Origin of the sequence: Kaistia dalseonensis (genome assembly GCF_030814715.1) — a bacterium.
In the GTDB taxonomy this organism is placed as follows: Bacteria; Pseudomonadota; Alphaproteobacteria; order Rhizobiales; family Kaistiaceae; genus Kaistia; species Kaistia dalseonensis.
This window is the reverse complement of sequence record NZ_JAUSVO010000005.1, coordinates 351,634-377,087: the sequence shown is the minus strand read 5'-3', so window position 1 is coordinate 377,087 and position 25,454 is coordinate 351,634. Positions and strand designations below refer to the sequence as shown.

The 25,454-nt window shown below is 65.7% G+C and carries 24 protein-coding genes; 13 read left to right on the top strand and 11 right to left on the bottom strand.

Going from position 1 to position 25,454, the window contains the following annotated elements; all coding sequences use genetic code 11:
* Positions 1-96 precede the first annotated feature (96 nt).
* Positions 97-1,233: a mandelate racemase/muconate lactonizing enzyme family protein gene (locus tag QO014_RS18925; RefSeq protein WP_266350301.1), complete on the bottom strand. Its 1,137-nt coding sequence runs from the start codon at positions 1,231-1,233 to the stop codon at positions 97-99.
* A 119-nt stretch (positions 1,234-1,352) separates the two neighbouring features.
* On the opposite strand from QO014_RS18925, the gene QO014_RS18920 reads away from it, so the two are divergent.
* The 7 genes from QO014_RS18920 to QO014_RS18890 all read left to right on the top strand — a co-directional run bounded on the left by QO014_RS18920 (position 1,353) and on the right by QO014_RS18890 (position 9,950).
* Positions 1,353-2,021: a GntR family transcriptional regulator gene (locus tag QO014_RS18920; protein ID WP_266350410.1), complete on the top strand. Its 669-nt coding sequence runs from the start codon at positions 1,353-1,355 to the stop codon at positions 2,019-2,021.
* 224 nt (positions 2,022-2,245) lie between these two features.
* The gene (locus QO014_RS18915) at positions 2,246-4,114 is read left to right on the top strand and encodes an adenine deaminase (protein WP_266350300.1); all 1,869 of its coding nucleotides are present in this window, start codon (positions 2,246-2,248) and stop codon (positions 4,112-4,114) included.
* 127 nt (positions 4,115-4,241) lie between these two features.
* Positions 4,242-5,222, top strand: a complete 981-nt coding sequence (locus tag QO014_RS18910) for a BMP family protein (RefSeq protein WP_266350299.1) — start codon at positions 4,242-4,244, stop codon at positions 5,220-5,222.
* 158 nt (positions 5,223-5,380) lie between these two features.
* Complete coding sequence (locus tag QO014_RS18905; protein ID WP_266350298.1) at positions 5,381-6,943, top strand: ABC transporter ATP-binding protein; 1,563 nt, start codon at positions 5,381-5,383, stop codon at positions 6,941-6,943.
* Complete coding sequence (locus QO014_RS18900) at positions 6,940-8,016, top strand: ABC transporter permease (RefSeq protein WP_266350297.1); 1,077 nt, start codon at positions 6,940-6,942, stop codon at positions 8,014-8,016. Before QO014_RS18905 ends, QO014_RS18900 begins: the two co-directional genes overlap by 4 nt.
* Positions 8,017-8,266: 250 nt before the next feature.
* Complete coding sequence (locus QO014_RS18895) at positions 8,267-9,217, top strand: ABC transporter permease (protein WP_266350296.1); 951 nt, start codon at positions 8,267-8,269, stop codon at positions 9,215-9,217.
* Position 9,218: 1 nt separating this feature from the next.
* Positions 9,219-9,950: a creatininase family protein gene (locus QO014_RS18890; protein ID WP_266350295.1), complete on the top strand. Its 732-nt coding sequence runs from the start codon at positions 9,219-9,221 to the stop codon at positions 9,948-9,950.
* A gap of 133 nt (positions 9,951-10,083) precedes the next feature.
* Here the strand turns inward: QO014_RS18890 and QO014_RS18885 are convergent, their stop codons facing one another.
* The 4 genes from QO014_RS18885 to QO014_RS18870 all read right to left on the bottom strand — a co-directional run bounded on the left by QO014_RS18885 (position 10,084) and on the right by QO014_RS18870 (position 14,788).
* Complete coding sequence (locus QO014_RS18885; RefSeq protein WP_266350294.1) at positions 10,084-11,007, bottom strand: ABC transporter permease; 924 nt, start codon at positions 11,005-11,007, stop codon at positions 10,084-10,086.
* Positions 11,004-12,077 carry an ABC transporter permease gene (locus QO014_RS18880; RefSeq protein WP_266350293.1) on the bottom strand — a complete coding sequence of 358 codons (1,074 nt, stop codon included), beginning with the start codon at positions 12,075-12,077 and terminating at the stop codon, positions 11,004-11,006. Before QO014_RS18880 ends, QO014_RS18885 begins: the two co-directional genes overlap by 4 nt.
* On the bottom strand, positions 12,074-13,624 hold the full coding sequence (locus tag QO014_RS18875; RefSeq protein ID WP_266350292.1) for an ABC transporter ATP-binding protein: 1,551 nt from the start codon (positions 13,622-13,624) through the stop codon (positions 12,074-12,076). The genes QO014_RS18880 and QO014_RS18875 overlap by 4 nt, the downstream gene beginning before the upstream one ends.
* Positions 13,625-13,729: 105 nt before the next feature.
* Positions 13,730-14,788, bottom strand: coding sequence for a BMP family lipoprotein (locus QO014_RS18870; protein WP_266350291.1), 1,059 nt, complete (start codon positions 14,786-14,788; stop codon positions 13,730-13,732).
* 416 nt (positions 14,789-15,204) lie between these two features.
* On the opposite strand from QO014_RS18870, the gene QO014_RS18865 reads away from it, so the two are divergent.
* Positions 15,205-15,807: a HupE/UreJ family protein gene (locus tag QO014_RS18865; RefSeq protein WP_266350290.1), complete on the top strand. Its 603-nt coding sequence runs from the start codon at positions 15,205-15,207 to the stop codon at positions 15,805-15,807.
* Between the two features lie 57 nt (positions 15,808-15,864).
* On the opposite strand, the gene QO014_RS18860 is transcribed toward QO014_RS18865, so the two are convergent.
* The 4 genes from QO014_RS18860 to QO014_RS18845 all read right to left on the bottom strand — a co-directional run bounded on the left by QO014_RS18860 (position 15,865) and on the right by QO014_RS18845 (position 20,102).
* On the bottom strand, positions 15,865-16,641 hold the full coding sequence (locus tag QO014_RS18860; RefSeq protein ID WP_266350289.1) for a glutamine amidotransferase: 777 nt from the start codon (positions 16,639-16,641) through the stop codon (positions 15,865-15,867).
* Positions 16,642-16,662: 21 nt separating this feature from the next.
* Positions 16,663-17,649 carry a LacI family DNA-binding transcriptional regulator gene (locus QO014_RS18855; protein WP_307258829.1) on the bottom strand — a complete coding sequence of 329 codons (987 nt, stop codon included), beginning with the start codon at positions 17,647-17,649 and terminating at the stop codon, positions 16,663-16,665.
* Positions 17,650-17,800: 151 nt separating this feature from the next.
* Positions 17,801-18,757, bottom strand: a complete 957-nt coding sequence (locus QO014_RS18850) for a nucleoside hydrolase (protein ID WP_266350287.1) — start codon at positions 18,755-18,757, stop codon at positions 17,801-17,803.
* A gap of 1 nt (position 18,758) precedes the next feature.
* Positions 18,759-20,102: an amidohydrolase family protein gene (locus QO014_RS18845; protein WP_266350286.1), complete on the bottom strand. Its 1,344-nt coding sequence runs from the start codon at positions 20,100-20,102 to the stop codon at positions 18,759-18,761.
* Between QO014_RS18845 and QO014_RS18840 the strand changes: the two genes are divergently transcribed.
* On the top strand, positions 20,082-20,237 hold the full coding sequence (locus QO014_RS18840) for a hypothetical protein (protein WP_266350285.1): 156 nt from the start codon (positions 20,082-20,084) through the stop codon (positions 20,235-20,237). The two genes, QO014_RS18845 and QO014_RS18840, sit on opposite strands and share 21 nt — an antisense overlap.
* A 71-nt stretch (positions 20,238-20,308) precedes the next feature.
* Here the strand turns inward: QO014_RS18840 and QO014_RS18835 are convergent, their stop codons facing one another.
* Both QO014_RS18835 and mtnB read right to left on the bottom strand, forming a co-directional pair.
* A complete protein-coding gene (locus QO014_RS18835; RefSeq protein WP_266350284.1) occupies positions 20,309-20,866 on the bottom strand; it encodes a 1,2-dihydroxy-3-keto-5-methylthiopentene dioxygenase in 558 nt (185 codons plus the stop codon).
* Positions 20,863-21,483, bottom strand: a complete 621-nt coding sequence (mtnB, locus tag QO014_RS18830) for a methylthioribulose 1-phosphate dehydratase (protein WP_266350283.1) — start codon at positions 21,481-21,483, stop codon at positions 20,863-20,865. Before mtnB ends, QO014_RS18835 begins: the two co-directional genes overlap by 4 nt.
* A gap of 289 nt (positions 21,484-21,772) precedes the next feature.
* Between mtnB and QO014_RS18825 the strand changes: the two genes are divergently transcribed.
* From QO014_RS18825 to QO014_RS18810, 4 genes are all read left to right on the top strand, one after another.
* Positions 21,773-22,822 (top strand): substrate-binding domain-containing protein, encoded by a 1,050-nt coding sequence (locus tag QO014_RS18825; RefSeq protein WP_266350282.1) that lies wholly within the window; start codon positions 21,773-21,775, stop codon positions 22,820-22,822.
* Positions 22,823-22,850: 28 nt separating this feature from the next.
* Positions 22,851-23,681, top strand: coding sequence for a hypothetical protein (locus tag QO014_RS18820; RefSeq protein ID WP_266350281.1), 831 nt, complete (start codon positions 22,851-22,853; stop codon positions 23,679-23,681).
* A 103-nt stretch (positions 23,682-23,784) separates the two neighbouring features.
* On the top strand, positions 23,785-25,047 hold the full coding sequence (mtnK, locus tag QO014_RS18815) for an S-methyl-5-thioribose kinase (RefSeq protein ID WP_266350280.1): 1,263 nt from the start codon (positions 23,785-23,787) through the stop codon (positions 25,045-25,047).
* A gap of 118 nt (positions 25,048-25,165) precedes the next feature.
* On the top strand, positions 25,166-25,450 hold the full coding sequence (locus QO014_RS18810; protein WP_266350279.1) for a porin: 285 nt from the start codon (positions 25,166-25,168) through the stop codon (positions 25,448-25,450).
* Positions 25,451-25,454 lie beyond the last annotated feature (4 nt).

The window sequence follows — 25,454 nt, the reverse complement described above, 5'->3', positions numbered from 1 at the left end:
CGCGAAACCTCTCCTCGAACCCGATGCCGGCGAGAGCGGCGGCGGGCAGAAATCCTCTGTGCATCGTCAGGCGAAGCAATGTTCGCGCGCGAAGCGTCAGTGCGGCAGCCGTGTATTGACGGGGGCGGCCGGCAGATCCTCGTCGGCCATCACCTCCGGCACGGCCCAATCCTGGCGCGCGGTCTCCGAAAGCGTCAGGCCGTGGCCGATCCGGTCATGGGCGTAGATCCAGCCATCGCGGATCTCGAACGGCGTCTCGATCAGATGATCGAAATTCTGGAAGGAATATTCGAGCCATTCGACCTCGGGGAGCGCGATCGCCATGTTGACGCCGATCTCCAGGAAGGAATTGCCGAGGCTGACGGGAATGCCGTGCTCGGCCGCGAGCCAGCCGATGCGCATCACTTCGCTGACATAGCCATGCACGTTGATCATGTCCGTGCCATGGGCCTCGATCAGGCGGCGCTTGCCATGGGCGTCGAAATACTCGCCCGAGTTCACCAGCGTGAACGGGCAGCCCTGGCGGATCATCTTCAAGCCTTCGAAATCGTAGCGAAGGCAAGGATCCTCGATCCAGAGAATGTCGAAGCCGGCCTTGTTGATGATGTTCATGTTGCGGACGGTCTGCTGCGGCGACCAACCCTCATTGGCATCGATCATGATCGCCTGCGGCTTGCCGACCGTCTTCACCAGCAGGTCGAGGCGGTGCAGGTCGCGCTCGAGATCGGGATGGCCGACCTTGATCTTGAAGGCGGTGTAGCCGATCGAGGCGGCGTGATCGAACAGCGCGCAGAAATCATCGTCGGAGAGATGGAAATCGAGCCCGCTCGCATAGGCCTTCACGCGCGGCTTGGTGCCGCCGAGCAGCTTCCAGAGCGGCAGGTTCAACTGCTTGGCCGCGAGGTCCCAGAGCGCCTGGTCGAGGCCTTCGCCGAAGGGGAGCGAGGCGCCGCGAATGTTGCCGCCGCGGGGACGACGCACCTTGTGCACCAGCGCGGCCGGCTCCTCGCCCTCGATGCCCGGCCAGATCTCGGCGCGGAAGATGCGCTCGATTTCGGCGAGCGAAGGCAGCGCATTGAACAGAGACGGCACGAAGCCGAGGCCGACCAGCCCGGTATCGGTGATCAGTTCCAGCGTCGCGACATGTGCGTGCGCGATGCGGACCTGGCTGTCGCCGATCGCCCGATCGCGGGCGAACTGGAAACGGACAATTCGAAAATCCACGATGCGCATGCTATGAGTCGCCTAATCGATCAATGTTGAGTATTGATATGCCACAGAAGCGATCTGATAGATCAGATTGGACGATACCGCAAGATGGGTCGGCAAGGAGCGTCGAGACCGTGGAGACGATGGACCGGGAAACGGATGGCGCGACGCTCTCGTTGAGCGAGGTCGCCTATCAGCGGATTCTCGAAGGCCTGTTCGGCCGCACGCTACCGGCCGGCGCCTTCGTCTCGCAGAACGATCTGGTGAAGCTGGTGGGCGTTCCGGTGGCGCCGCTGCGCGACGCGCTGCGGGTCTTGCAGACCGAGGGCCTGCTCACGATCCATCCACGTTCCGGCATCCGCTTCATGAAGGCGGATTTCGAATTCGCACGGAACACCTATCAGTTTCGCGGAATTCTCGAGCGGCCGGCGGTGCGCGTCTTCGCCGAATTGAGCGAGCCGGCCCTGATCGAGAGCCTGATCGCGCGCCATGATCGCGCGATCGCCGCGCTGGAGCACGGCGGCTTCACGGCCGAGGTCGCGCGCGAGGTCGTCGCGATCGACGCCGTGCTGCATTTCGAGATCATTGCGTCGCTCGGCAATCCGCTGATCGAATCGACCTATCGCCGCGTCCACAATTATCTGCAGCTGATCCGCCTCGACCGCACGCTGACGGCGCCGATCGTGCTCCGCACGCTGCGCGAGCATCTCGCCCTGCTGGATGCCTGCAAGCGCCGCGACGCCGACGCAGCCGAGACCGCGCTGCAGGCGCATTTTTCCAACGCCCTGCAACGGACATTGGGGATTTTCTGAAGCTTCCTTCCTTCCCCGCCCCTTGTGGGGAGGGAACAGGAAGCTTCGCGCTTTACAGCCCCGCCGCCAACTTCTACCCCTTGCTCCGATAGACGCGCCCACTGCCGTCATCCCGGGCGAAGACCCGGGATCCATACAGCCACCCCATCTCGCGGCTGAATGGCTCCCCGCTTTCGCGGGGATGACGGAGCGTTGTGGGGCGAATAGCGAATGGACTGACTGCCGTGAACCAGCTTCTCCCTTCCGACCTCCTGATCGATTCCGCCGGCGAGATCGCGATCCGCCAGGACCTGACGCTGACGGCGCTGGGAAAACGTCCTGCCGACCGGGTGCTGCGCGTTGGGCGGCTGCTCGATGTTCATTCGCGCACATGGCTCGATGATCAGGAGATCGTCATCAAGGGCCGGCGCATTGCCTATGTCGGGCCGGCCGGGTCTTGGACCGGTGAGGCGGGAACGCGCGTGCACGAGCCGGATCTCGCTGCCGTGCCGGGCTTCGGCGAGGCGCACAAGCATATTGAGAGCTCGCATCTGACGCCGGAATACGAGGCCGCGCTGGTCATGCCGCATGGCGTGACGTGGGTCTGCGAGGCGAGCCACGAATTCTCCAATGTGAACGGGCCGAAAAACCTCGAATTCTGGCTCGAGGCGCGCCGTCGCGGCTCGCCGATGAAGATCTTCCCGCTGCCGGGCTCAGCCGTGCCGCCCACCGCCTATGAATGGGGCGGCGGCCATTTCGGCTATGACGAGCAGAAGCAATTCATGGCCGAGAGCCTGATGGTCGCCGGCCTCGATGAGGTCATGGACTGGCCGTCAGTATGGAACCCGGACAACCCATCCTATGACCGGCTCTGGGGCATGATCCGAGCCACCTTCGAGAAGCGCGGCGTGGTCGAAGGCCACGCGGCGGGCCTGCGTGACCTCTCCACCATCAACGCCTTCGCCGCCGCCGGCATGGCCTCGGATCATGAGGGCTGGTTCCTCGACGAGGTTTGGCAGAAGCTGACGCATGGCCTCTTCGTCGAGTTGCGCCCGCATTCGCTGCCCGACCTGGTCAAGGGCCTGATCGCCAAGGGCCTGACCGACTGGTCGCAGATCGCCTTCGTGACCGATGATCGCAGCGCGACGGACACGCTGAAGCTCGGCGCGACCGACTACAATATGCGCCTCGCGATCGAGAACGGCCTCGCGCCCGAGATCGCGATCCAGTGCGTGACGATCAATCCGGCGCGGCACATGCGGCTGACGCCCTGGGTCGGCTCGATCGCGCCGGGCCGTTTCGCCGATATCGTGCTGCTCGACGATGTCTCGACCTTGTCGATCGCCAAGGTCTGGGCCGATGGCAGGCCGGCGGCCGAGGCGGGCGCCTTCATCGGCGAACTGCCGCAGATCGCATGGCCGGACTGGGCCACCAGAACGGTCAACATCCAGCGGACCGTCACGGCGGAGGATTTCCGCATTGCCGCGCCGGGCGACACGCCCACCGCCAAGGCGGCCCTGTTGCGGCCGTTCCATTGGGACGACAATTTCATCACCATGGATTTGCCGGTCGCGGACGGTGCCGTCCAGCGCGATACCGCCCGCAATGTGACGAAATTCTCGATCGTCGATCGCTTCTCGGGCGAGGCGAAGGTGTCGAAGATGTTCTGGCTCGGCACGGGACCGCGCACGCCCGACACGGCGGTCGGCAGCACGCTCGGCCATGACAAGCACAATATCTGGGTCTGCGGCTCGTCGGACGAGGCCATGGCGCTGGTGGCGAATGCGCTCGCCGAGCAGCAGGGCGGCTGGGCTCTGGTCTCGGGCGGCAAGGTTGTGGCGCGCGTGCTCTATGAGGTCGGCGGGCTGATGACGGCGCGGCCGGCGCACCAACTCGATGCCGAGATGCAGGCGCTCTATGCCGAGGCGGCCGGGATCGACTGGATGTACGAGCCGACCTTCTCGCCGCGCTGGTGGCCGGGATTCCCGGAGCGGCTGTCCTTTGCGACGCTCACCTGCGCGCCCTGGCGCTGGGTGCTGGTGGCGCCGTCGCCGCTGGCGCCGGAGGGCTTCGTGAATGTCTCGACCGGCGAGACCCATCCGGTGGTGTGGTAGTGCGCACAGCGCTCGACCCTTGATCCGCACATCGCGCCGTGGACAGCTGCCTATTTAGGCTGGCTAAAATTTGTGCTTCAACTAGATCAGTTGGTGAGGACGAGCTTGCAGGGAAGCGAGGACGATCATGTTGAAGAGACTGAAGCAGGGTTTGCGGATTGCGGCCTTGGCCGTGCCTCTGGCGCTGGGCGGAACTGCCATGGCCGAGGCCGAGGGCCTCAAGATCGCGATGGTTCTGCCGGGGCCGATCAGCGACAATGATTGGAACTCGGTCGGCTATAATGGCCTGCAGGCCGCCGCCAAGGCGCTGGGTGTCGAAGTCGCCTATTCGGAGAATATCTCCGACGCCGACGCCGAGCGCATCCTGCGCGACTATGCCTCGCGCGGTTATGGGCTGATCTTCGCCCATTCCTTCTCCTATGGCGATGCGGCGCTCAACGTCGCCGAGGACTTCCCCGACACGACTTTCATGGCTGGCACGGCCAAGGAACTGGCACCCAATCTCGGCACCTATTCCAACCCGGATTATCAGGGCGCCTATCTCGCCGGCATGCTCGGCGCGGGTGCTTCCAAGACCAAGACGATCGGCTGGGTCGGCGGCATGCCGGCACCGAACATGCTGGCGAACCTCCACGCCTATGAGGCGGGCGCCAAGGAAATGGTGCCGGACGCCAGAGTGCTGCACACCTTCATCGGCTCCTGGTTCGATCCGCCCAAGGCCAAGGAGGCCGCGATCGCGCAGGTCGAGCAGGGCGCCGACGTTCTCTCGGCGCAGGGCGTCGGCGTCATCGACGCGGCCATCGCCAAGAACGTCTTCGCGCTCGGTGCCATGACCGACCAGAACCACCTCGGCCCCAAGGTCGTGCTGACCAGCGTGACCTGGGATCTCGGTCCGCTCGTGACCGCTGTCGGCAAGGCCGTCGAGGACAAGAGCTGGAAGAGCGAGAACTGGTCCTACGGCATTCCGGAGGGCTCGGTGAAGCTCGCCGATTTCCATGGCCTCGACGCCGGCGTGCCGCCGGAGGTGCTGAAGGCGGTTGAGGCGAAGTTCGAGGCGATCAAGTCGGGCGCGTTTGTCGTGCCGCTCGATACGACCAACGCGGAATAGGCGAAGAGCCGCCTCGGAAACCACAGCCGTCATGGCCGGGCTTGTCCCGGCCATCCACGTCTTGTTTGGTTGCTGGGCCGGTCGCTGCCGGTGGAGGCAAGTCGTGGATGCCTGGGACAAGCCCGGCCGTGACGGCGGAGTGGTCGATCACAATATCGATGAATAGTTCTTCGATCCCCCTTCTCGACATGCGCGGCATTCGCGTCACCTTTGGCAGCTTCGTCGCCAATGACGCGGTTGATCTCGCCGTGGCGGCCGGGGAAATCCATGCCCTGCTGGGCGAGAATGGCGCAGGCAAGTCGACGCTGATGCGGGTCCTCGCCGGCCTGCTCGTGCCGGCTGCGGGCGAAATCCGCATCGACGGCAAGATCGAGCCGATCGGTTCCGCCCATGAGGCGATGCGGCTTGGCATCGGCATGGTGCATCAGCATTTCATGCTCGTGCCGACATTGACCGTCGCCGAGAATGTCTGCCTCGGCCTCGCTTCGACGGGCCGTTTCATCCCCGACCTGAAAACCGCCGCGGCAAAGATCCGCGAGCTGGCGAAGACCTACGGCCTCGATATCGATCCGAATGCGCGCATCGCCGATCTCTCGATCGCCGGGCAGCAGCGCGTGGAGATCCTGAAGGCGCTCTATCGCGGCGCCCGTATCCTGATCCTCGACGAGCCGACCGCCGTGCTGACGCCGCAGGAGGCCGAGGGCCTCTTTCGCATCTTGCGTTCGCTCGCGGCGCAGGGAACCGCGATCATCTTCATCAGCCACAAGCTGAACGAGGTCATGGCGCTGACATCGAAGGTTACGGTGCTGCGCCTCGGCAAGGTTGTGGCAACTGCCGTGACGGCCGAAACCGACGCCCGTGGGCTGGCGCGCATGATGGTCGGCGCCGAGATCAACCTGCCGAAGCTGGAGGATGTTCTCATCGCTGAAGCTGCAAACGGTCCCCTCAAGGGGGAGGTTTGGGCTGAGCGTGACCCCATCCTGTCCGTCACCGATCTGATCTGCCGTAATCCGCGCGGCCCCGTCCGCGTCGATCGTGTCAACCTCGTCGTGAAGGCGGGCGAGATCGTCGGTGTGGCGGGCGTCGATGGCAACGGTCAGCAGGAACTGGCCGAGGCGATCGTCGGTCTGCGGTCCGCCGAGAGCGGAACGATCGCGATCGAGGGCGAGGATGTGACACGGGCGAATGTCGCGCGCCGCATCGCGCTCGGCCTCGCCCATATTCCGGAGGACCGGCACCGCACGGCGTTGGTCGAGCCCATGTCGATCCGCGACAACGCCGTACTGGAGCGGATCGGCGATGCACCGTTTTCAAAGGGCGGCTGGATCGACCGGCAGGCCATCGACGGGCTGACGGCCGCGATCATCCGCGATTTCGACGTCCGCGCCAGCGGGCCGGATCAGCCTGTCGGCACGCTGTCCGGCGGCAACCAGCAGAAGGTGGTGCTCGGCCGCGCGCTGTCGCGCGATCCGAGCCTGCTCGTCGCGGTCCAGCCGGCGCGTGGGCTCGATGTCGGCGCCACCGCTTTCGTCCATCGCCAGTTGCTCGCCCGCCGTGCCGCCGGTGCTGGCGTCCTGCTCGTCTCGACCGAGCTCGACGAGATCCTGGCGCTATCCGACCGGATCGTCGTGATGTTCAAGGGCGGCATTGTCGGCGAACTCGCCCGCGCCGATGTGACCGTCGAAAGGCTCGGCCTGATGATGGCGGGGCGCGCGGCATGAGCACGACCGAACTCACGCGCGCGCCGCGCTTCCGCCTGCCGCCGGCGCTCTCCGGCAGCATCGCGGCGGTCATCGCCGCCTTCCTCGTCGGCGCGGTGCTGATCGCTGCCGTTGGTGTCAATCCGCTCACCGCCTATGGCGCCTTGTTCGAGGCCGCGCTCGGCACGAAGAACGGCCTTGCCGAGACACTCGTGCGCACGGTGCCGCTCGCGCTTTGCGGCCTCGGCATCGCGCTCGCCTTTCGCGCCGGCGTGTTCAATGTCGGCGCCGAAGGCCAGCTCTTCCTCGGCGGCACGGCGGCGGGCGCGGTCGGCGTCGCCGGTGCGGGTCTGCCCGCCTTGGTCCTGCTCCCGGCCATGGCGCTTGCCGCGATGGCCGCCGGAGCGCTCTGGTCGGGCCTCGCCGCCTGGCTCAAGCTCCGCTTCCGTTCCGACGAGCTGATCACCACGATCATGCTGAATTATGTGGCGATCCATCTCGTCTCCTTCCTGCTGCACGGCCCGCTCAAGGACCCGAACGGCGCGCTGGCGCAGACCGCCCGGCTGACGGCGGATGCGCGCCTGCCGGTGCTGCTCGGCGGCACGCGGCTTCATGCCGGCATACTGATCGTGCTGGTCGCGGTGGTGCTGGCGCATCTCTTCCTCTGGAAGCGCACCAATGGCTTCCGGCTACGCGTCGTTGGGCTCAACCCGCGCGCGGCGGAAAATGCCGGCATGAATGTGCGCGGCACGATCCTGTTCGGCTTCCTGGTCTGCGGCGCGCTGGCGGGCCTGGCAGGCTTTGCCGAGGTCGCCGGTGTGCAGCGGCGCATGATCGAGAACCTCTCGCCGGGCTTTGGCTATACGGCGATCATCGTGGCGCTGCTCGGCCAGACCAATCCCTTCGGCGTGCTCGCCGCGGCCTTCCTGTTCGCGGCCCTGCAGATCGGCGCCTCGACGATGGAATCGGCGGCCGGCGTGCCGAGCACGCTCACGACAGTCATCCAGGGCCTCGTGGTGCTGTTCCTGATCGGCCGCGCCGCCTTGCCGCTGATCCGCGACTGGTTCGGCCGGCGTTTTGGGGGAGGGCGGTGATGAATGCGTTTCTCTCGGTTCGTTACAGAACAGCACACCAGCCCGTCCCAATTCACAGGCCGTCATCCCCGCGAAAGCGGGGACCCATCCAGCCGCAATTGCTGGTGATTACGACGACAGCGGCTTCGGCTGAATGGGTCCCGGGTCTTCGCTTCGCTTCGCCCGGGATGACGGAAACGGGGCGGGTTTCGTACCGTTGCGAGGAGAGCGGCGCGACCGAGCGGACCATCCCGAGCGGGGAGGCCGCGCCTTGACCTTCCTGACAGATCCGACCTTTGTCGGTTTCCTCTCCGCCTCGATGCGGCTCGCCATCCCGATCATGCTGGCGGCCCTGGGCGGGCTCTTTGCCGAGCGTTCCGGCGTGCTCAATATCGGCCTCGAGGGCATGATGCTGGTCGGCGCCTTTGTCGGCTTCGTCGCGACGTTCTGGACCGGGCAGCTCTGGATCGGCGTGATCATCGCCGTGCTCGCCGGCATGGTGTTCGGCCTGATCCTCGGCTTCTATACGATCACGCTCGGCGCCAACCAGGTGGTGGTCGGTATCGCCATGAACCTGCTCGCGGTCGGTGTCACCTCCTTCTTCTACCGGATGGCATTCGGCGCCGGGACGGACAGGCCTCGCATCGATTCCTTCACGCCGCTCGATCTCGGCCCGCTCGTCGATATTCCGGTCATCGGGCCGTTGCTCTTCCGGCAGGATGCGCTCGCCTATCTCGGTCTCGGGCTGATCCTCGTCACATGGTTCGTGATGGCAAAGACGCGCTTCGGGCTCAATGTCCGCGCGGTCGGCGAGCATCCGCAGGCGGCCGAGACGCTCGGCGTCGATGTCCAGCATATCCGCTATGTCGCGATCGGCCTTTCCGGCGGCCTCGCCGGGCTCGGCGGCGCGTTCCTGTCGCTTTCGGCGACGGGCGTCTTCCTCGACAATATGACGGCGGGGCGCGGTTATATTGCGCTCGCCATCCTGATCCTCGGGCGCCGCCACGCGATCGGCGTGCTGCTCGCCGCCCTCCTGTTCGGGGCGGCGGATGCACTGCAATTGCGGGCGCAGATCCTGCCGACCGGCGTGCCGTTCCAGTTCCTGCTGATGCTGCCCTATGTGCTTACGATCATCGTCCTCGCCGGCTTTGTCGGGCGCAACAGCGCTCCGGCGGCGTTGGGCGTGCCGTTCCGGCGCGGGCGATCGGGAAAGGATGACTGACATGCTCGACCTCCACGCCGCCACCTCGCCCGAAGTGAAGTCCGCGATCGAAAAGGGTGCCGTTGCCGTGCTCGCGGTCGGCGCGCAGGAGCAGCACGGCGCGCATCTGCCGCTCTCCACCGATACGGTGATGTCGCAGGGCGTGGCGCGGCGGATCGCGGGTGCGATCGACGGCCTGCTGCTCCCCCCGATCGCCTATGGCGACGCCTGGAACAATGAGGGCTTCGCCGGCACGCTCTCGCTCTCGCCCGATACGATGCGCGCCATCTTCCTCGATCTCGGACGGGGTTTGGCCCGTTCGGGCTTCAAGGCGCTGATCATCGTCAACGGCCATTTCGGCAATCGTGAGCCGATCGCGCTCGCCGCCCGCATGCTGAAGGCCGAGATCGGCTTCCCGGTCATGCATCTCGATTATCCGGGCATGGAGCGGATCGCGGGCGAGATCTGCGACAGCGAGCCCGCCGCGCCGACCTTCTATCACGCCGACGAGGTCGAGACCTCGATGATGCTGGCGCTGGCGCCGGACCTGGTGCGGATGGAGAAGGCTGCGCCGGAATATCCGGTGTTTCCGGCCGGTTTCGGCACCGAGCCGATCGGCCTCGACAGCTTCAATCGATCGGGCGTGTTTGGCGACCCGCGCCCCGCAACGGCGGAAAAGGGCGAGATCCTGATCGCCGGCATCGCGGAAGAAAGCGTGAAGATGATCCGGCTGTTCCTCGCGAAATTGGGCTGAGCGGGCTCCTTGTTAACCCGCCCGCAGGGGCGGGTTTAGGGAAGAAAGCAAGCCCCTCATCAAAGCAAAGACCCTCACCCCGACCCTCTCCCGCGAAGCGGGCGAGGGGGAAGGAAGGGCCTGTGCCTGTCTCTTACGCCGTTACCTTGCGCCGCGAGGACAGCATCAGCGCCAGCACGGTCACGACGAACGGGATCGTGTGGATCAACTCGCCCGGCATCCATTTCAGGATACCCGGCAGCGCGATCGAGAGCGCTTCGAAGAAGCCGAACAGGACCGCCGCGATCATGGTCCCGATCGGGTGGCGTCGGCCGAGCAGCACGGCGCCGAGCGCGATGAAGCCGCGGCCCGCTGTCATGTCGCGCGTGAAGCCGACGAAGGAGAACATGGCGAGCTGCGCGCCACCGAGGCCGGCGAGGCAGCCCGAGGCGATCAGGCCATAGGTGCGCAGCCGGTTCGGCGCGATGCCCGCGGCCTCGGCTGCCGGCGGATATTCGCCGACGGCGCGGAAGCGAAGGCCTTCCGGCGTGCGGTAGAGGAAGTACCAGATCGCATAGACCATGAAGGCCGCGAGCCAAGTCAGGTAGGAATGGCCCGAGAGCACCTCGCGCAGGAAGGGCCCGATCGCCGGGATATTGCCCAGGAACGACAGGTCCAGCGCCGGAACGGCCTTGGAGGGGATATTGATCGAGGTGCCCTTGTCGCCACCCGTCGCATAGGTCAGCACCGTCACGGTGCCGCCGGCTGCAATGATGTTGATGGCGAAGCCGACCAGGATGATGTCGGCCTTGAAGCGCAAGTGGAACAGCGCCATCACCGCGCCGAGCAAGCCGCCGGCGGCGAGGCCCGCCAGCACGCCGATATACCAGGGCGCATGGGCCGACACGATCACGGCCGTCAAGGCGCCGATCAGCATGATGCCTTCGAGCGCGACATTGAGCGATCCGACGAGATCGGAGAGGAGGCCGCCCAGCGACGCGAACAGGATCGGCGTCGTGGTACGGATGACCGCCGCGACGAAGGTCGCGGACAGGATCGTGGCGATGATCTCGTTCATGATGTGGCCCGCGATGCAGCAGTGCGGTTACCCATCAAGCGGGCGAGCATCGCCTTGCCGGGAACCGTGAAGGAGGAGGCGACCAGCAGGATGACGATGCCCTGCACGATTCCGATGACTTCGGCCGGCACGTCGGCGCGATAGTTCATCAGCGCCGCGCCCTGGCGCAGATAGCCATAGCCGAGCGCGACGAAGGGAATGGCCAATGGCCGGTTGCGGGCCACGATCGTGATCAGGATGCCTTCGAACGCCATGCCGGCCTCGAAGCCGATCGAGAGCTTGCCATAGGCGGTGCCCTGCACGAACACCGCGCCGAGCAGGCCGCCGATCGCGCCGGCTGCCGTCATGGCGCTGACCATGATGAAGCTCGAACGGATGCCGGAATAGGCGGCGAAGCGGGCATTGTGGCCGGTGAGGCGCAGCTTGAGGCCCCAGGCGGTGCGATAGAGCAGGAACCAGACCACCAGCGTCGTGGCGAGCGCCACGACAATACCGAAGTCGACGCGGGTGCGCGGGATGAAGGCGGGGTAGATCGACTGCGGCGGGAACGACGCCGAGGTCGTCAGGCCGCTTTCCAGCGAGGCGAGATAGACGCGCAGGACATAGTTGCAGACGTCATAGGCGATATAATTGAGCATCAGCGACGAGACGATTTCGTTCGCGCCGAGCTTCGACTTCGCATAGCCGGGAATGAAGCCGATGACGGCGCCGCCGATCATGGCGGCGAGAATGCCCGCCGGCAGCGCGATCCATGTCGTGCCGAGCGGCGAGAAGGCGACCAAAGTCGCGAACAGGCCGCCAATATAGACCTGGCCCTGGACACCGAGCGCGAACTGGCGTGCCTGGAAGACGAGGCTGAAGGCGAGGCCGGCGAGCGCCAGCTTGACGGAATCGTCGATCCAGATGCCGATCGTGCGCTTGCTCGATAGCGGCGAGGTCACGAAGGTCTCGAAGGTTGCCCATGGCGTCTTCGAGGCGAAGAAGATGATGACCAGCGTGACGGCGAGGGCGAAGATCGCGGCCATCACGATGCGGCCGGTCTCGGAGAGGATGAGGCGTCCCTGGGTCATGCGAGCGCCGCGTTGCGTTCTTCGGCCGATTGTTCGGCAAATCCGAGCATGTAGCTACCAAGCACTTCCGGCGTGACCTCTTCCGAATTGACGAAGGCTGCGACGATGCGGCCGCGATAGAGAACGATCATGCGATCGGCCAGAGCGAGAATCTCGGAAAGATCTGCCGATGTCAGCAGCACCGCCGCGCCGGCGTCGCGCGCTTTGGCGATGTTCTGCCAGATGAATTCGGTGGCGCCGAGATCGACGCCGCGTGTGGGATGCGACACCAGTAGGAGGCTCGGCTCCGACGACAATTCGCGCGCGACGACCACTTTCTGCATATTGCCGCCCGAAAGCGTCCCGATCGCCGATTCCGGCCCCTGGACGCGGACGCTGAACTTCTCGATCAGCTTGACCGCATGAGCGCGGATGCTCTTCAGGTCGAGCAGGCCGTGGCGCACGAAGCGCGTGTCGGTCAGCTCGGTCGCGACGATGTTCTCCGCGACCGTCGCGCCGCCGGCGCTGCCGGTCGCGATGCGGTCCTCGGGAATGTTGGCCATGCCGGCGGCGCGACGCTCGAGCACGCTGATATGGGTGATGTCCGTCTTGCCGAGCTCGACCGAGCCGCTGGCAATCGGCCTGAGACCGCCAATGGCGTCGAAGAGTTCGCTCTGGCCGTTGCCCTCGACGCCGGCAATGCCGACGATCTCGCCGGTCCGCAGGATCAGGTTGACGTCCGAGACCGCATTCAGACCGTGGTCGTTCTTCACGGTCAGGTCCGAGATGCGGCAGAGATGGGTATGGGGAATGCCGGGCGCCGCGCGGTTGATCTTCAGCGCGACATCGCGCCCGACCATCATGCGCGCCAGGCTCTTCTCAGTCGCGTCCTTGGCCGCGACCGTGCCCACCATCTTGCCGCCGCGCATGACGGAGATCGTGTCGGAAATCTCCAGCACTTCCGGCAACTTGTGGGCGATGAAGAGGATGGTCCGGCCCTGCGAGGTGAGCGAGCGGACGGCGGCGAAAAGCTCGACGACTTCCTGCGGCGCCAGAACGGCGGTGGGTTCGTCGAGGATGAGCAGGCGGGCGTCGCGATAGAGCGCCTTCAGGATCTCGACGCGCTGTTGCTGGCCGACGGGCAATTGCTCGACGGGAACATCGACGTCGACGGGCAGGCGGAAGCGTTCGGCAAGTTCGCGCACCGTGTCGGACGCCTTCTTGCGATCGAGCTTCAAGCCGGCACGCGGTTCGCCGCCGAGCACGACATTCTCGGCCACCGTGAAGGAGGGCACGAGGGAAAAATGCTGGAACACCATGCCGATGCCGGCAGCAATGGCTGCACGCGGCGAGGGCAGGACGATCGGGTTGCCTTCGAGGCGGATCTCGCCGGCGTTCGGCTGTTCGACGCCGAACAGGATCTTCATCAGTGTCGACTTGCCCGCGCCGTTCTCGCCGACGACGGCATGGACGGTGCTACGCGCCACCGAGAGGTCGATGCCCTGATTGGCATGAACGCCGCCCGGATATGTCTTGTCGATGCCAATCGCTTGGAGAAAAGGGGTCATGTCGGCCAGGATGCTTGTTGGTTTGGACGCAGGTCCGGTCTGGACGCGCGGCGAACATGAAGATCGCCGCCCCGCCTGCGGTCGCGGGCGGGGCGGCGAAAGGCCTTACTGCATGGTCGTGTCGACCTTGATCTTGCCGGAGATGATATCCTGCTCGGCCTGATCGATCTTGGCGCGGACGTCGGCCGGGACGAAGCCGTCATACCACTTGTTCTTCGAGATGCCGGTCGAACCTTCCTGCAGGCCGAGGGTCGAGGCGGTGCCATACTTGGCGGTGCCGTCGACGGCCTGCTTCAGGATGACGTAGAGCGAGTCGCCGACGCGCTTCTCGACCGAGGTGATGATGACATCGGCCTGGGCTTCGTCGGTCGCCGAGAAGATCGTCGCCTGGTCGGCGTCGACGCCGATGGCCATGACCTTGGAGTCGCGCGCCGCCTGCAGCGCGCCGATGCCCGTGCCGCCGGCGATCGGGAAGATCACGTCCGCGCCCTGCTGGATCTGGGCGAGAGCGAGTTCCTTGCCCTTGGCCGGGTCGCTGAAGGGGTTAGCCGAGTTGACGGTCGCGCGCAGCAGCTTGATGTCGGGCTTGGCAGCCTTGGCGCCTTGCTCGAAGCCGACGACGAACTCGAGGATCACGGAACCTTCGGTGCCGAGGATCTGGCCGAGCGTGCCCGTCTTCGAGACGCTGGCGGCTGCGTAGCCGGCGAGGTAGGCCGCCGTCGAGGTGCGGTACTGCACCGAGAGAACGTTCTCGAAGCCCTTCGAATAGTCCATCACATTGTCGAAATAGACGAACTTCTTGTCGGGGTGCTCCGGGGCGACCTCAGCCATCGGATCGGCCATGTCGAAGGTGCCGGCGATGATCACGTCGTAGTCGCCTTCGGCGGCGTCGGCGAGAGCGGGCTCCCAGCTGGCGCGATTATAGCCGGCCTCGATCGTCTTCACGGTGACCGGAAGGTCCTTCATGGCGCGGTTCATGCCGTCCTGCGCCGAATCGAAGAAAGCCTTGTCGCCCAGCGTGCCGTTGAGCACCAATGCGACCTTCAGCGGATTGTCCTTGGTGTAGGTCTGCGCCGAAGCGGCAGAAATGGCAGCCGAGCTCACGCCCGCCGCCATGGTCAGCGCCGCCGCTGTCCGCGTCAGCGTCTTGATCGTCTTGTTCATCTCGTAGTCTCCCCTGTCGCTTGGGCGTGGCGGCGATCACCGACACGATTCGGAAGGCTTGCCCGCATTGCACCGCCCAAAAGCGGCGGCAGGCCAATTGGTAAACCGCTTGATCCTAGATTGGCGCATTTTCTGTGCAAGCTCAAAATCTGTCCCTTCACCGGATAAAGAGTGGGCCCTTTCCGCGGCGTGACCGACTGGCGAACGCAATGTTCGTTCCCTGACGGAACAGGGGAATGATCTGGCGGCGGGGTGCCGTCGCGGCTCGCTGGACTTCGCTCTGCGCGGGCGGTCACCGTGGCCATTTCCGGTAGCGGAGCGGCGGTATGAGGTTTTCCATATTTGCTCATAGCGGCGAATGTGCCAAGAATATCGGCAACGCCCGAAATCGGGCGGCTGATCGGGGAATTCTCAAAATGGTCAAATCGGCTCTCGGCAGGCTCGCGATCGCATCGTCGCTGGCTCTCGCTCCCACGCTCGCCTTCGCCCATCCCGGCGGACCCGAGGCGCATGGCTTCGTCCACGGCTTTGCCCACCCGATCAGCGGCCTCGATCATATCCTGGCCATGGTGCTGGTCGGCATCTTCGCCTGGCAGCTCGGTGGTCGCGCGCTCTGGCTCGTCCCCGCGACCTTCGTCACCGTCATGGCGCTCGGCGGCGGGCTCGGCATGGCCGGCATCAACCTGCCCTTCGTCGAGATCGGCATCGCCCTTTCGGTCGTCGTGCTCGGCGCGATTGTCGCCTTTGGCGTCAAGGCGCCGGTCGCCGCCGCGATGGGCATTGTCGGCCTCTTCGCCGTCTTCCACGGCTATGCGCATGGCGCGGAAATGCCCGAGAGCGCCGGCGGTCTCGCTTATGCGGCCGGCTTCATGCTCGCCACCGCCGCCCTGCATGTCGCCGGCATCGGCGTGGGCTTCCTGATCGGCAAGATTTCCGAAACGCATGGCCAGGCCGTCGTTCGTACGACGGGCGCTCTTGCCGCCGTCGCCGGCGTCGGACTCCTGACAGGCCTCGTCTGAGACGGAAGCGCCCGGCCGCGTGGTTCGGCCGGGCATCCACACGATTTCGGAGGCGGCTCAGCTCGCCTTCGTGACCCAGCTCAGAACGTTCTTCCAGAGCGTCGCATAGCCCGGCCATTCGACGAAGCTGTTGGGCAACCAGTGCGGGCCGATATCCGAGGTCCAGGCGACGGTGCGGCCCTCGCCAAATTCTCCCGAGACCAGCAGCGGATGGCCGCCCTCGCTCTCCGGCAGGCGCGCATGCAGCACGACGTCGTCGCGTTCGCGCAGGACGACTTCGTTGGCGCCGAGGAGCGCCGGCCATTCGCCGTCGAGGCCGGCCAGCAGCGGATGCGTCCGGTCGCCCACGATTTCGGCCTGGAACCCTTCCGGCACCTCGATGCGATCATCATAGGGCAGGCAGCTGACCGGCAGCGCGTCCTCGACGGCCGTCTTGTGCCAGCGGCCCTTGCCGTCAATGCCCTGGAAGGTGAAATAGCCACCGATCATGACGAGACCGCCACCGGCCCTGGCATAGTCGCGCAGCAGCTTGATCCGGTTCGGCACCGTCTTGCCGTGCAGCCAGACATCGGGATGCAGCAGGATCGAGTTGGAGCCGATATCCGACAGGATGATCGCGTCATAGGCGGCCAGTCCTTCGAGCGTGAAGGGCAGGTTCGTCACCGCTTCATGCGAGGGCATGTAGGTCAGTTCGAACGGGCTGTCCTTCAGCACCTTGACCAGCGGCTCGGCGCCGAGATGGAAGGTGACGCTGCCGAACTGGTCGAACCCCTTATAGTGCGTGGCGCTCGACATCCAGCTTTCGCCGACCAGCAGCACTTTCTTCTTCGACATGGTGTGTTTCCTCGATTGACGTCAACGGACCGGCGGGCCGACGGAGGCGCGCACGATGAGTTCGACCGGAACGCGCTGCGGCGCGGCCTGGTGGTCTTCGCCCTTGATCGCGTCGAGCATGCGCACGACGCTCTGCCAGCCCATCGAATCGACGTCCTGGCGAATGGCGGTCAAAGGCGGGTCGAAGAGATCGAGCGGCCCGACATCGTCAAAGGCGACCAGCGACAGGTCGCGGCCGATGCGGATGCCGCGATCGCGGCAGACCGTCAGGACGCCGAGCGCGATCTCGTCACTGGCGGCAAAGACTGCGGTGGGCGGCTCGGGCGCATCCAGCATGGCGCGCGCCGCCTCCAGCCCATGGGCGATCGTGTAGCTGCCGAAGAATCCGGCGGTCAGGGCGGGGTCGAGCCCTGCCTCGTCGATTGCCGACTGGAAGCCGCGGAGCCGCTCGCGCGTGCTCATCAGCGATGCGGCGCCGCCCAGATAGGCCATGCGCCGATGTCCCGCCGCGATCAGGTGCCGCGCGGCGAGCGCGCCGCCGCGCTCATTGTCGGCGAAGATTTTCGAGGCCGTCGTGCCGTCCACGTCCTCGTCCATGACGACCACGGCCTTTGCGGCATTGATCGCGCGGGCGACCTCGCCGTCATCCACCCGGTTGGTCACGAAGATCAGCCCGTCGACATGGTTGCGGGCGAGGCGCTGCAGATAGTCGAGTTCGCGTTCCTTCTGGTTCAGCGTCGCGCACAGCATGACGCCGAGCCCATAGGCGGCCGCGGCGCGCTCCACCGCCGCCGCGAGACGGGCGAAGAAGGGGTTTGCAATATCGGGGATGACGACGCCGATCGATTCCGTCCGGCCGAGGCTGAGGCTGCGCGCATGCGGATTGGGCCGGTAGTTCAGTCGCTGGATCGCGCTGTCGATTCGCTCCATCGTGTCGCGCGGCAGCTTGATGGAGCCGTTGATATGGCGCGACACCGTGGCCACGGAGAGATTGGTCGCCTCGGCCACATCCCTCAAGGTCGCGATTTTCCTGTGGCTGACCATCGGGCCTCGAGCGATTGGTAAAGCGCTTTACATGATCATGGACAATAGCCTCGCCCCGAAATGTCGCAAGCGCAAATTGCGGGCAGCCGGCTCAGTATGCACGCTTTCGGAATGCTCAATCGGTGGCGGAGCAGAGCCGCTCGATCGCGCCCTCGAACAGGGCCTGGAAGCGCGCGGCGTCGACCGTCTCCACGGTCTCCAGCGGCGGCAGGCCCCATTTCCCCGGCAGGTCCAGAATGGTCGCGCCGCGCGCATAGCGTCCGCCGCATTCGACGGCGACGCCCGCCTTGACCGAGCCGGTCGCGATCGCGCGGTCGAGCAGGACCGCCGCCGCCAGCGGATCGGCCGGCGCCAGCCTGTCGCCTTCGCCATAGGCAATGCTGACGCGACGATGCTGATTGACGAGGGCCTCCAAGAAATCGCGGCGCGGCCCGGCACCGGCCCGGCTGAACAGCGCGTCCAGATCGGCCCCGGCGATCGCGGCGTCGATGCAAGGCTCCCAGGGTACCAGCACGGTATCCAGGGCCTCGCCGAGCACGACCCCCGCCGCTTCTGGATCGGCCAGTATGTTGAATTCGGCCGCGCCGGTCACGTTGCCGCGCCCCCACACCGTGCCGCCCATGATGAAGAGCGTACCGATGCCGGCGATGAGGCGGGGCTCGGAGCGGAAGGCGAGCGCCAGATTGGTGAGCGGGCCGAGCGCCAATATGTCGATCGGCGCATCCGCCTTGACGGCATCGCGCAGCGTCTCGATCAGGAAGCCGACACCATTATGCGAAACGATGCTGGCGATCCGGGACGGGCGTGGCGCGCCGCCGAGCCCGTCCTCGCCATGGAATTCGGTGGCGTTGATCGCTTCGCCAAGAAGCGGGCGATCGGCCCCGGCATGGACCGGCGCATTGACATCGAGCACCGAAAGCGTCGCCAGTATATTGTCCGTGGCCTGCGCGAGCGAGACATTGCCGAAGACCGTGGTGACATAATCGGGCGCGCGGCCGGATGCTGCCAGCAAAGCGAGGGCGAGCGCGTCGTCCGTGCCGCCATCCGTATCGACGAGAAGCTTGCGTGTCATGTCAGGCGACCTTCCTGGTGAGTGCGACCCGCTCCCAGAAGGTGCGGTAGCCGACGTTGTAATCGGCACGGATATCGGCAAAGGGCCGGCGCGTCAGCGCGCGGTCCCTGACGAGTTGCTCGCCGGCGACCCAGACATGGCGCGTGTCGCGGCCGGAGCCCGAATAGACGAGCAGCGTCGCGACATCGGGCGTCGTCGAATAGCCCGGCCCCGATATGTCGATCGCCGCCAGGTCCGCCGCCTTGCCGATTTCGATGCTGCCGATCTCATGGTCGAGCCCGAGCGCCCGGGCGCCTTCAATGGTCGCCATGCGGACGAGTTCGCGCGAGGAAATCGGCTGGGCACGGCCCTCGCGATGCGAGGCGACGAGGCCCGCCACGCGCATTTCCGAGACCATGTCATAGCTGTTGTTGGCTGCGACATTGTCGGTGCCGAGCGCGACGGTGACGCCCGCCTGCCTCAGCGGCACGACGGGGCAGATCGCCTCGCGGCCGGAGCGAAGCCCGGCCGAGGCGCAATGGGCGACCGAGGCGGCCTCCGCCCGCGCGAACACCGCAATGTCTTCGTCGGAGAGATCGAGGCAGTGGGCGGCGTGGATGCGGCCATTGAAGAAGCCCGCCTTTTCGAGCGCGACGGAAGCCGTCGTGCCATAGCGGGCGAGCGTATCGACATTGTCCTCGGGACCGCAGGCCATATGCAGGTGGATGCCGCAGCCGAGCCGGTTTGCGACTGCTACTTCTTTGAGCAGCAGCGCCTCGGAATTATCGACATAGGGCGCATGTGGCCCGAACCAGGGAATGATGCGGCCATCAGCCGAGCGCTGGCCCTCGACGAAGGCCGAGGCCTTGGCGAGTTCCTCGTCGCCGCGCACCTCGTCGCCGAGCTGGACGATGCCATAGGCGATGACGGCACGAATGCCGGCCCGGGCCGCCGCTGCGGCGATCTCCTCGGCGAAGAAATACTGGTCGCAGAAGGTCGTCGTGCCGGAAAGCACCATTTCGGCGCAGGAAAGCGCCACGGCCGGCGCCATATCCTCGGCGATCATGGCGAGCTCAGGCTCGCGAATCGTATTGTACCAGCCCTCCATGGTGAGGAGGCTGTGGCCCTCGGCATGGCCGCGAAACAGCACCATCGCGCTGTGCGTATGCGCATTGACGAGACCCGGCATGAGCAGATGCCCGGACAGATCCGTCACGCTGTCGAAACCGGCCGGTGAGGGCTGGTCTGCCGCGCCGCCGATCGCGCCGATCCGATCGTCCTCGATCACAAGCCATCCATTCTCGATGACCCGGTCGTGCGGATCGACGGTCAGGATCGTGGCGCTGTGGAGAAGCTGTCGTGTCATGCGGAAATCCGGATCGGCTCTGAAAAGGGCCGCCAGATTCGCATGATTTCACCGGGGCGCAAGCCGCGTTTGTCGGCAATGCGCCTCGAAATGTTCGGTTTGGCGGCTGGCATGACGCCCGCGCCGATCGAATGACCGTCGTCCCTAGCCCGCATCGCCCTCTCTCCGGTTGCCGGGGAGAGGGCGGTCCGTCTGGGCCGGTGGCGTTACGCCGCGACCTTCTCGCCGAAGCGGGGAATGCTGGACGAGATCTTGTCGCCGGTGAAGTTCGCAACCCAGCCATCGGGCGAGATGAAGAGGCGGACCGCCGTGAAGAAAGGCTCCGGACCCATGTCGAACCAATGCAGCGTACCGGCCGGGACCGAGAGCAGGTCGTCGCGCGTGCAGACGACCTGGTAGACCTTGTCGCCGAGATGCAGATAGAACGCGCCCGAGCCTTCGACGAAGAAACGGACCTCGTCCTCGTCATGCGTGTGCTCGTCGAGAAACTTGGTGCGGAGTGCGTCCTTGTTGGGATTATCCGGCGTGATGCGGATCACGTCGACGCTCTGGTAGCCGGCGGCGCTCGACAGGCGATCGATCTCGGTCTTGTAGGCGGCGAGAATGTCGGCATGGCTGGCATCGGGCGCCAGCACGGCGTCGGCCTTCCAGCGCTCGTAATGAACGCCGACCTTATCGAGCAGCGCGGTGATCTCGGCCGGGTCGCTCGTCACGACGTCGGGATGGGCGGGGTCCTTGTCGGGATAGATCGTCAGCGTCGTCATGGCGTGAACCTCCTGTAGGAAAGCTCGAATTCGAACAGCGTTTCGAGCGCTTCGAGATGGCGGGCGGCCTCGGCCGGCGAGGCGCCCCAGGCATAAAGGCCGTGTCCGGCCAGAAGATATCCCGGTGCAGAGATGGCGCCGTCGACCGCACGCGACAAGCGCGCGTCGACACGTCGCGACAAGGCGCCGATATCCTGGTCATTGGCGAAGACCGGGACGTCGACGATCGCCTCATGCGTCTTGACGCCCGACAGTGCCTTCTGCAGTTCCCAGCCGGTCAGCGTCAGGCTGTCGGTCGACACGGCAAGGCGTGAGAACACGGTCGCCGCCGGGCTGTGCACGTGGAATATCGCACCGATCGCCGGATGTTTCCGGTAGAGCGCCGTATGCAACTCCGCTTCCGCCGAGGAGCCGGGCAAGAGCGGCTGCTCCAGCGGCTGGATCAGGATGTCGGCCGGCTTCAGATCGCCCTTGTCGACGCCGGAGCGCGTGATCGCGACGGTCTCGGCATCGATGCGAACCGAGAAATTGCCCGATGTTGCCGGCACCCAATGGCGGATCGATGCGGTTCGCCCGGCCTCGATCACGGCCCCGACGGCCGCCGCCCGTGCGCTCACGCTGTCCTGCTCGCTTGTCAAATGTATCGTCTGCGCCAAGGCGCCGCTCCGTCAAATCCGGGCTTCGCGGGATCGCATCCCGCGCCCATGAGTCCTAAGCTTCTCCGACCGGCCTGCGGGAGGCAGAATTTCCCAATCCATCGCGCTGAAAGAGAAAATCCTTCGTTCCACACGCCTCGTGAGCCGCTGTATCAAAATTCCATTGCGACTTCACCTCTTTCAAGGCGCAGGAACGACGGCCGCAAAGGCCCGAGCGCAGCCTCAAAGAGGGATCTGGGGAGAACAAGACATGAAGCGTTCCATTCTCGGCCTCGCGGCGGCCGCGTTCCTTTCGGGCGCGCTGGTCGGCGCTCCGGCCTTCGCCGAGGGCATCGCCGGCGCGCCGGCGCCGTTCGACAAGGGCGGCGTCAAGGTCGCGCTGGTCACCTTCATCTCGGCTGGCGACTTCTTCCAGGCCTATCAGGCCGGCGCGCAGAAGCAGGCTAAGGATCTCGGCATCGACCTCCAGATCTTCTCCGGCCGCCAGGACGCAGCAGCGCAGCGCGAGCAGGTCGAGCAGGCGATCAATCTCGGCGTCAAGGCGATCATCATCGACCACGGCCAGCCGGAAGCGCTGAAGGACGTCGCCCAGAAGGCTCTCGATGCCGGCATCAAGGTCGTCGCCTTCGACGTCGATCTCGGCAATCCCGCGATCCCGCAGGTCGAGCAGTCCGACCATGAGCTCGCCAAGGCGGCACTTGGACAGGCGATCGCCGACAACGGCACCTCGTTCAACGCCGGCTATGTCTATGTTGCCGGCTTCGCGCCGCTCGACCGCCGCAACGAGGTCTGGGAAGAAACCAAGAAGGCCAATCCGGGCATCGCCGAGAAGGCACGTTGGGGCGCGGTCAACGATACCACCGCCGCTTCCGTCGCCGACCAGACCAAGGCCGCCTTCCAGGCCAATCCCGACATCACCGTCGTCTTCGCGCCTTATGACGAATTCGCGCGCGGCGTGAAGCTCGCGACCGACGAGATCGGCGTTTCCGACAAGGTGAAGATCTATTCGGCCGACGTTTCGACCGCCGACATCACCGAGATCGCCGCCGAGGGCAGCCCCTGGGTCGCCACCGCTGCCACCAATCCGGCCGTGGTCGGCGCCGTCTCTGTCCGCGCCGCCGCCAAGCTGATCGCCGGCGAGGATCCCGGCCACAACATCGTCGTGAAGCCGGTCTTGATCACGCAGAAGGACCTGCGCGACAATGGCATCAAGACCGTCGAGGACCTGAACGCCAAGCTCCCGGCCTTCGGCAAGAGCGACGCGGCGACGGCACCGTGGATCCCGGCTCCGACCCAGTAGTAACAGAAGGCATGCAATGACCTTGCACATGCGGAACATATTTGCGAAAGCGGCCCTCGGGGCCGCTTTCTTCGTGATGGCGAGCACGATCGGCCATGCAGCCGAGCCCGTGCTGATTTCCTACGAGGCGACGCCTTCGGCGGGATACGACCTGCCGAAGCTCAAGGATGCCGGCTATGCCGAGCGCGCGGCCTTTGCCGAGCAGGCGCTGACCGCCATCGTGCCGAAGATCGCGGCGGCGGTCGGGGTGGATGCTTCCAAGCTCGCGAGCGAAGTGACGCCGGGCGGCTATCTGCTGAAGACCAACGCCTCGCTGCAGAGCGAAGCCGACATTGACGACGCGACCGCCGACAAGTTCGCGGCCGGTCTCGGCTATGTCTTCCGCCAGTACAGCGTCCTCGTCTCGCGCCTCGACGATCCGAGCGGCAAGACCGGCTTCGTGACGGTCGAGTTCCCGAAGGACAAGCTCGATGCGGCTCTTGCGCAGAGCTTCTTCGAGAAGGCCGCATCGGTCGACAAGGGTCTCGGCGGCGGCTACACGGCCTTTGGCGACGAGCAGATCTTCCTGAACGTCACCGATTCCGACGGCAAGCCCTATAGCGGCCTCGATAATGCGGCCTTCCTCGCCGGCCTGCAGAAGGCCGCCGATAGCTTCGAGCCGCAGAAGCTGAAGGTCGCCGATTCCGGCACCGCGGCGGCACGCTTCGTCGATAATGACTGGGACAAGCAGCCGGCAGGCGATGGCTATATCGCCCGTCTCGGCGGCGCAGGCTCCGATGTCGTCAAGGCGCTCGATGCGGTCGAGGCCGATTATGCCAAGCTGATCGACGAGGCCGCCGCCAAGTACGGCTGGAAATAGGCTTCATCCGACCATCCCTTGGGCGCGTGGGCTTGCTGCCTGCGCGCCCGATCATCTATCTGAAGCTACCGCATTCCTTTCCCGCTCGCATGAGCAAGGTTCCATGTCGCTTTCCACGCCCGCCGGTTACCACGCCCTCGACGAACGCACGGTCCTCGATTTTCTCGATGGCGTGCCCGATCTGCGCGCCCGGCTCGGCGGTTCGCCGGAGAGTTGGGCCGTGCAGGAAGTGGGCGATGGAAACCTCAATATGGTCTTCCTCGTCGACGGGCCGGACGGCTCGCTCTGCGTGAAGCAGTCTCTTCCCTATGTGCGCGCCGCCGGCGAGAGCTGGCCGCTGCCGCTCGACCGCGCCTTCTACGAGCAGGCCTATTACCGGGCCGTAGGGCCACACGTTGAGGGGCTGACGCCGCACTTCTATTATTACGAGCCGGCCCTCTATGCGCTCGTCATGGAGAAGCTCTCGCCGCATATCATCCTGCGGCGCGGCCTGATCGAAGGAAGGCGCTATCCTGATGTTGCGCGCCATGTCGGCGACTATGCCGCGCGGGCCTGCTTCGCGACCTCGGATTTTGGCCTGACGATCGAGGAGAAGGCAGAGCTCAACGCGACCTTCGCCCGCAACACCTCGCTGATCCGCATCACGGCCGAGGTGGTCTTTACCGATCCGCTCAGCACCTCGCCGCGCAATCGCTGGACCAGTCCCGAGCTCGACGACCTCGCCAGGACCTTCCGGGCGGACTCGGCGCTCAAGGCCACGGTCGCCGATTGGGGCTGGCGTTTCCTGACCAATGGCGAAGCGCTGATCCATGGTGATCTCCATAGCGGCTCGGTGATGGTCACCGAGACCGACACGCGCGTCATGGACCCCGAATTCTCCTTCGTCGGGCCGATCGGCTTTGATGTCGGCGCCTTCATCGCCAATCTCGTGATGAACTTCTTCGCCCAGCCCGGCCATGCTTCCGCATCCGATGATCGTCGCGCGCAGGCCGACTGGGTTCTCGACCAGGTGCCCGTGTTCTGGGACGCGTTCGAGAGCCGCTTCCTATCCCTGCTGGAGACCGGCTCGCGTGGCGATGTCTATACGGCCGGCCTCTTCACCAGCCCGGCCGACCAGCAGGCGCTGGCCACCCAACGCCGCGCGATCCTGGACAAGATCTTCGGCGATGCCGTCGCCTATGCCGGCGTCAAGACGATCCGCCGCATCCTCGGCTTCGCCCACAACGCCGATTTCGAGCGGATCACCGACCACGCGAAGCGCGCCCCGCTGGAGACGAAATCGATCCAGCTCGCGCGGCGCTTCCTGCTCGAGCCGGAGAGCTTCCGGACGGCGGCGGACATCGTGGCGGCGGCGCGGGCTATTTGAGACGGGCGGACATCGTCTGGCCATGAACAGGCCGGCACATTGGAGCCAGGCTTGAGTCCCGCTCGGAACGCGTGACGAGATGCTCTTCCATCATGGAGATCGATGGGCGATGAGACTCATGGCTGCCACTTTGCTTCTCGCCTCGACGCTGGCGAGCGGCCATGCGCTCGCCGCCGACGGATTCTCGCTCGGGAATGGCACGCTGAACGGCTCCAAAGCCGGCTCGTCAAAGGCCGACGAGACCACCACCGCCAATCTTCAGCCCGATGACGAGAGCTACAAGAAGATCTGCGACGCCTTTGGCGAGGGCTTCGTCTATGCGGCGAATGGCGTCTGCGTGAAGATCGGCGGCTTCGTCAAGTTCGGCACGTCCTTCGGCGGCGGCTCGCTCTACCGCCGCTGATCGC

Bases quoted from the DNA above. Each gene is read 5' to 3' on its own strand.
- QO014_RS18925 (WP_266350301.1), bottom strand. From the start codon at position 1,233: ATGCGCATCGTGGATTTTCGAATTGTCCGTTTCCAGTTCGCCCGCGAT.
- QO014_RS18920 (WP_266350410.1), top strand. From the start codon at position 1,353: ATGGACCGGGAAACGGATGGCGCGACGCTCTCGTTGAGCGAGGTCGCC.
- QO014_RS18910 (WP_266350299.1), top strand. From the start codon at position 4,242: ATGTTGAAGAGACTGAAGCAGGGTTTGCGGATTGCGGCCTTGGCCGTG.
- QO014_RS18905 (WP_266350298.1), top strand. From the start codon at position 5,381: ATGAATAGTTCTTCGATCCCCCTTCTCGACATGCGCGGCATTCGCGTC.
- QO014_RS18900 (WP_266350297.1), top strand. From the start codon at position 6,940: ATGAGCACGACCGAACTCACGCGCGCGCCGCGCTTCCGCCTGCCGCCG.
- QO014_RS18890 (WP_266350295.1), top strand. From the start codon at position 9,219: ATGCTCGACCTCCACGCCGCCACCTCGCCCGAAGTGAAGTCCGCGATC.
- QO014_RS18885 (WP_266350294.1), bottom strand. From the start codon at position 11,007: ATGAACGAGATCATCGCCACGATCCTGTCCGCGACCTTCGTCGCGGCG.
- QO014_RS18880 (WP_266350293.1), bottom strand. From the start codon at position 12,077: ATGACCCAGGGACGCCTCATCCTCTCCGAGACCGGCCGCATCGTGATG.
- QO014_RS18875 (WP_266350292.1), bottom strand. From the start codon at position 13,624: ATGACCCCTTTTCTCCAAGCGATTGGCATCGACAAGACATATCCGGGC.
- QO014_RS18870 (WP_266350291.1), bottom strand. From the start codon at position 14,788: ATGAACAAGACGATCAAGACGCTGACGCGGACAGCGGCGGCGCTGACC.
- QO014_RS18865 (WP_266350290.1), top strand. From the start codon at position 15,205: ATGGTCAAATCGGCTCTCGGCAGGCTCGCGATCGCATCGTCGCTGGCT.
- QO014_RS18860 (WP_266350289.1), bottom strand. From the start codon at position 16,641: ATGTCGAAGAAGAAAGTGCTGCTGGTCGGCGAAAGCTGGATGTCGAGC.
- QO014_RS18850 (WP_266350287.1), bottom strand. From the start codon at position 18,757: ATGACACGCAAGCTTCTCGTCGATACGGATGGCGGCACGGACGACGCG.
- QO014_RS18845 (WP_266350286.1), bottom strand. From the start codon at position 20,102: ATGACACGACAGCTTCTCCACAGCGCCACGATCCTGACCGTCGATCCG.
- QO014_RS18835 (WP_266350284.1), bottom strand. From the start codon at position 20,866: ATGACGACGCTGACGATCTATCCCGACAAGGACCCCGCCCATCCCGAC.
- QO014_RS18825 (WP_266350282.1), top strand. From the start codon at position 21,773: ATGAAGCGTTCCATTCTCGGCCTCGCGGCGGCCGCGTTCCTTTCGGGC.
- QO014_RS18820 (WP_266350281.1), top strand. From the start codon at position 22,851: ATGCGGAACATATTTGCGAAAGCGGCCCTCGGGGCCGCTTTCTTCGTG.
- mtnK (WP_266350280.1), top strand. From the start codon at position 23,785: ATGTCGCTTTCCACGCCCGCCGGTTACCACGCCCTCGACGAACGCACG.
- QO014_RS18810 (WP_266350279.1), top strand. From the start codon at position 25,166: ATGGCTGCCACTTTGCTTCTCGCCTCGACGCTGGCGAGCGGCCATGCG.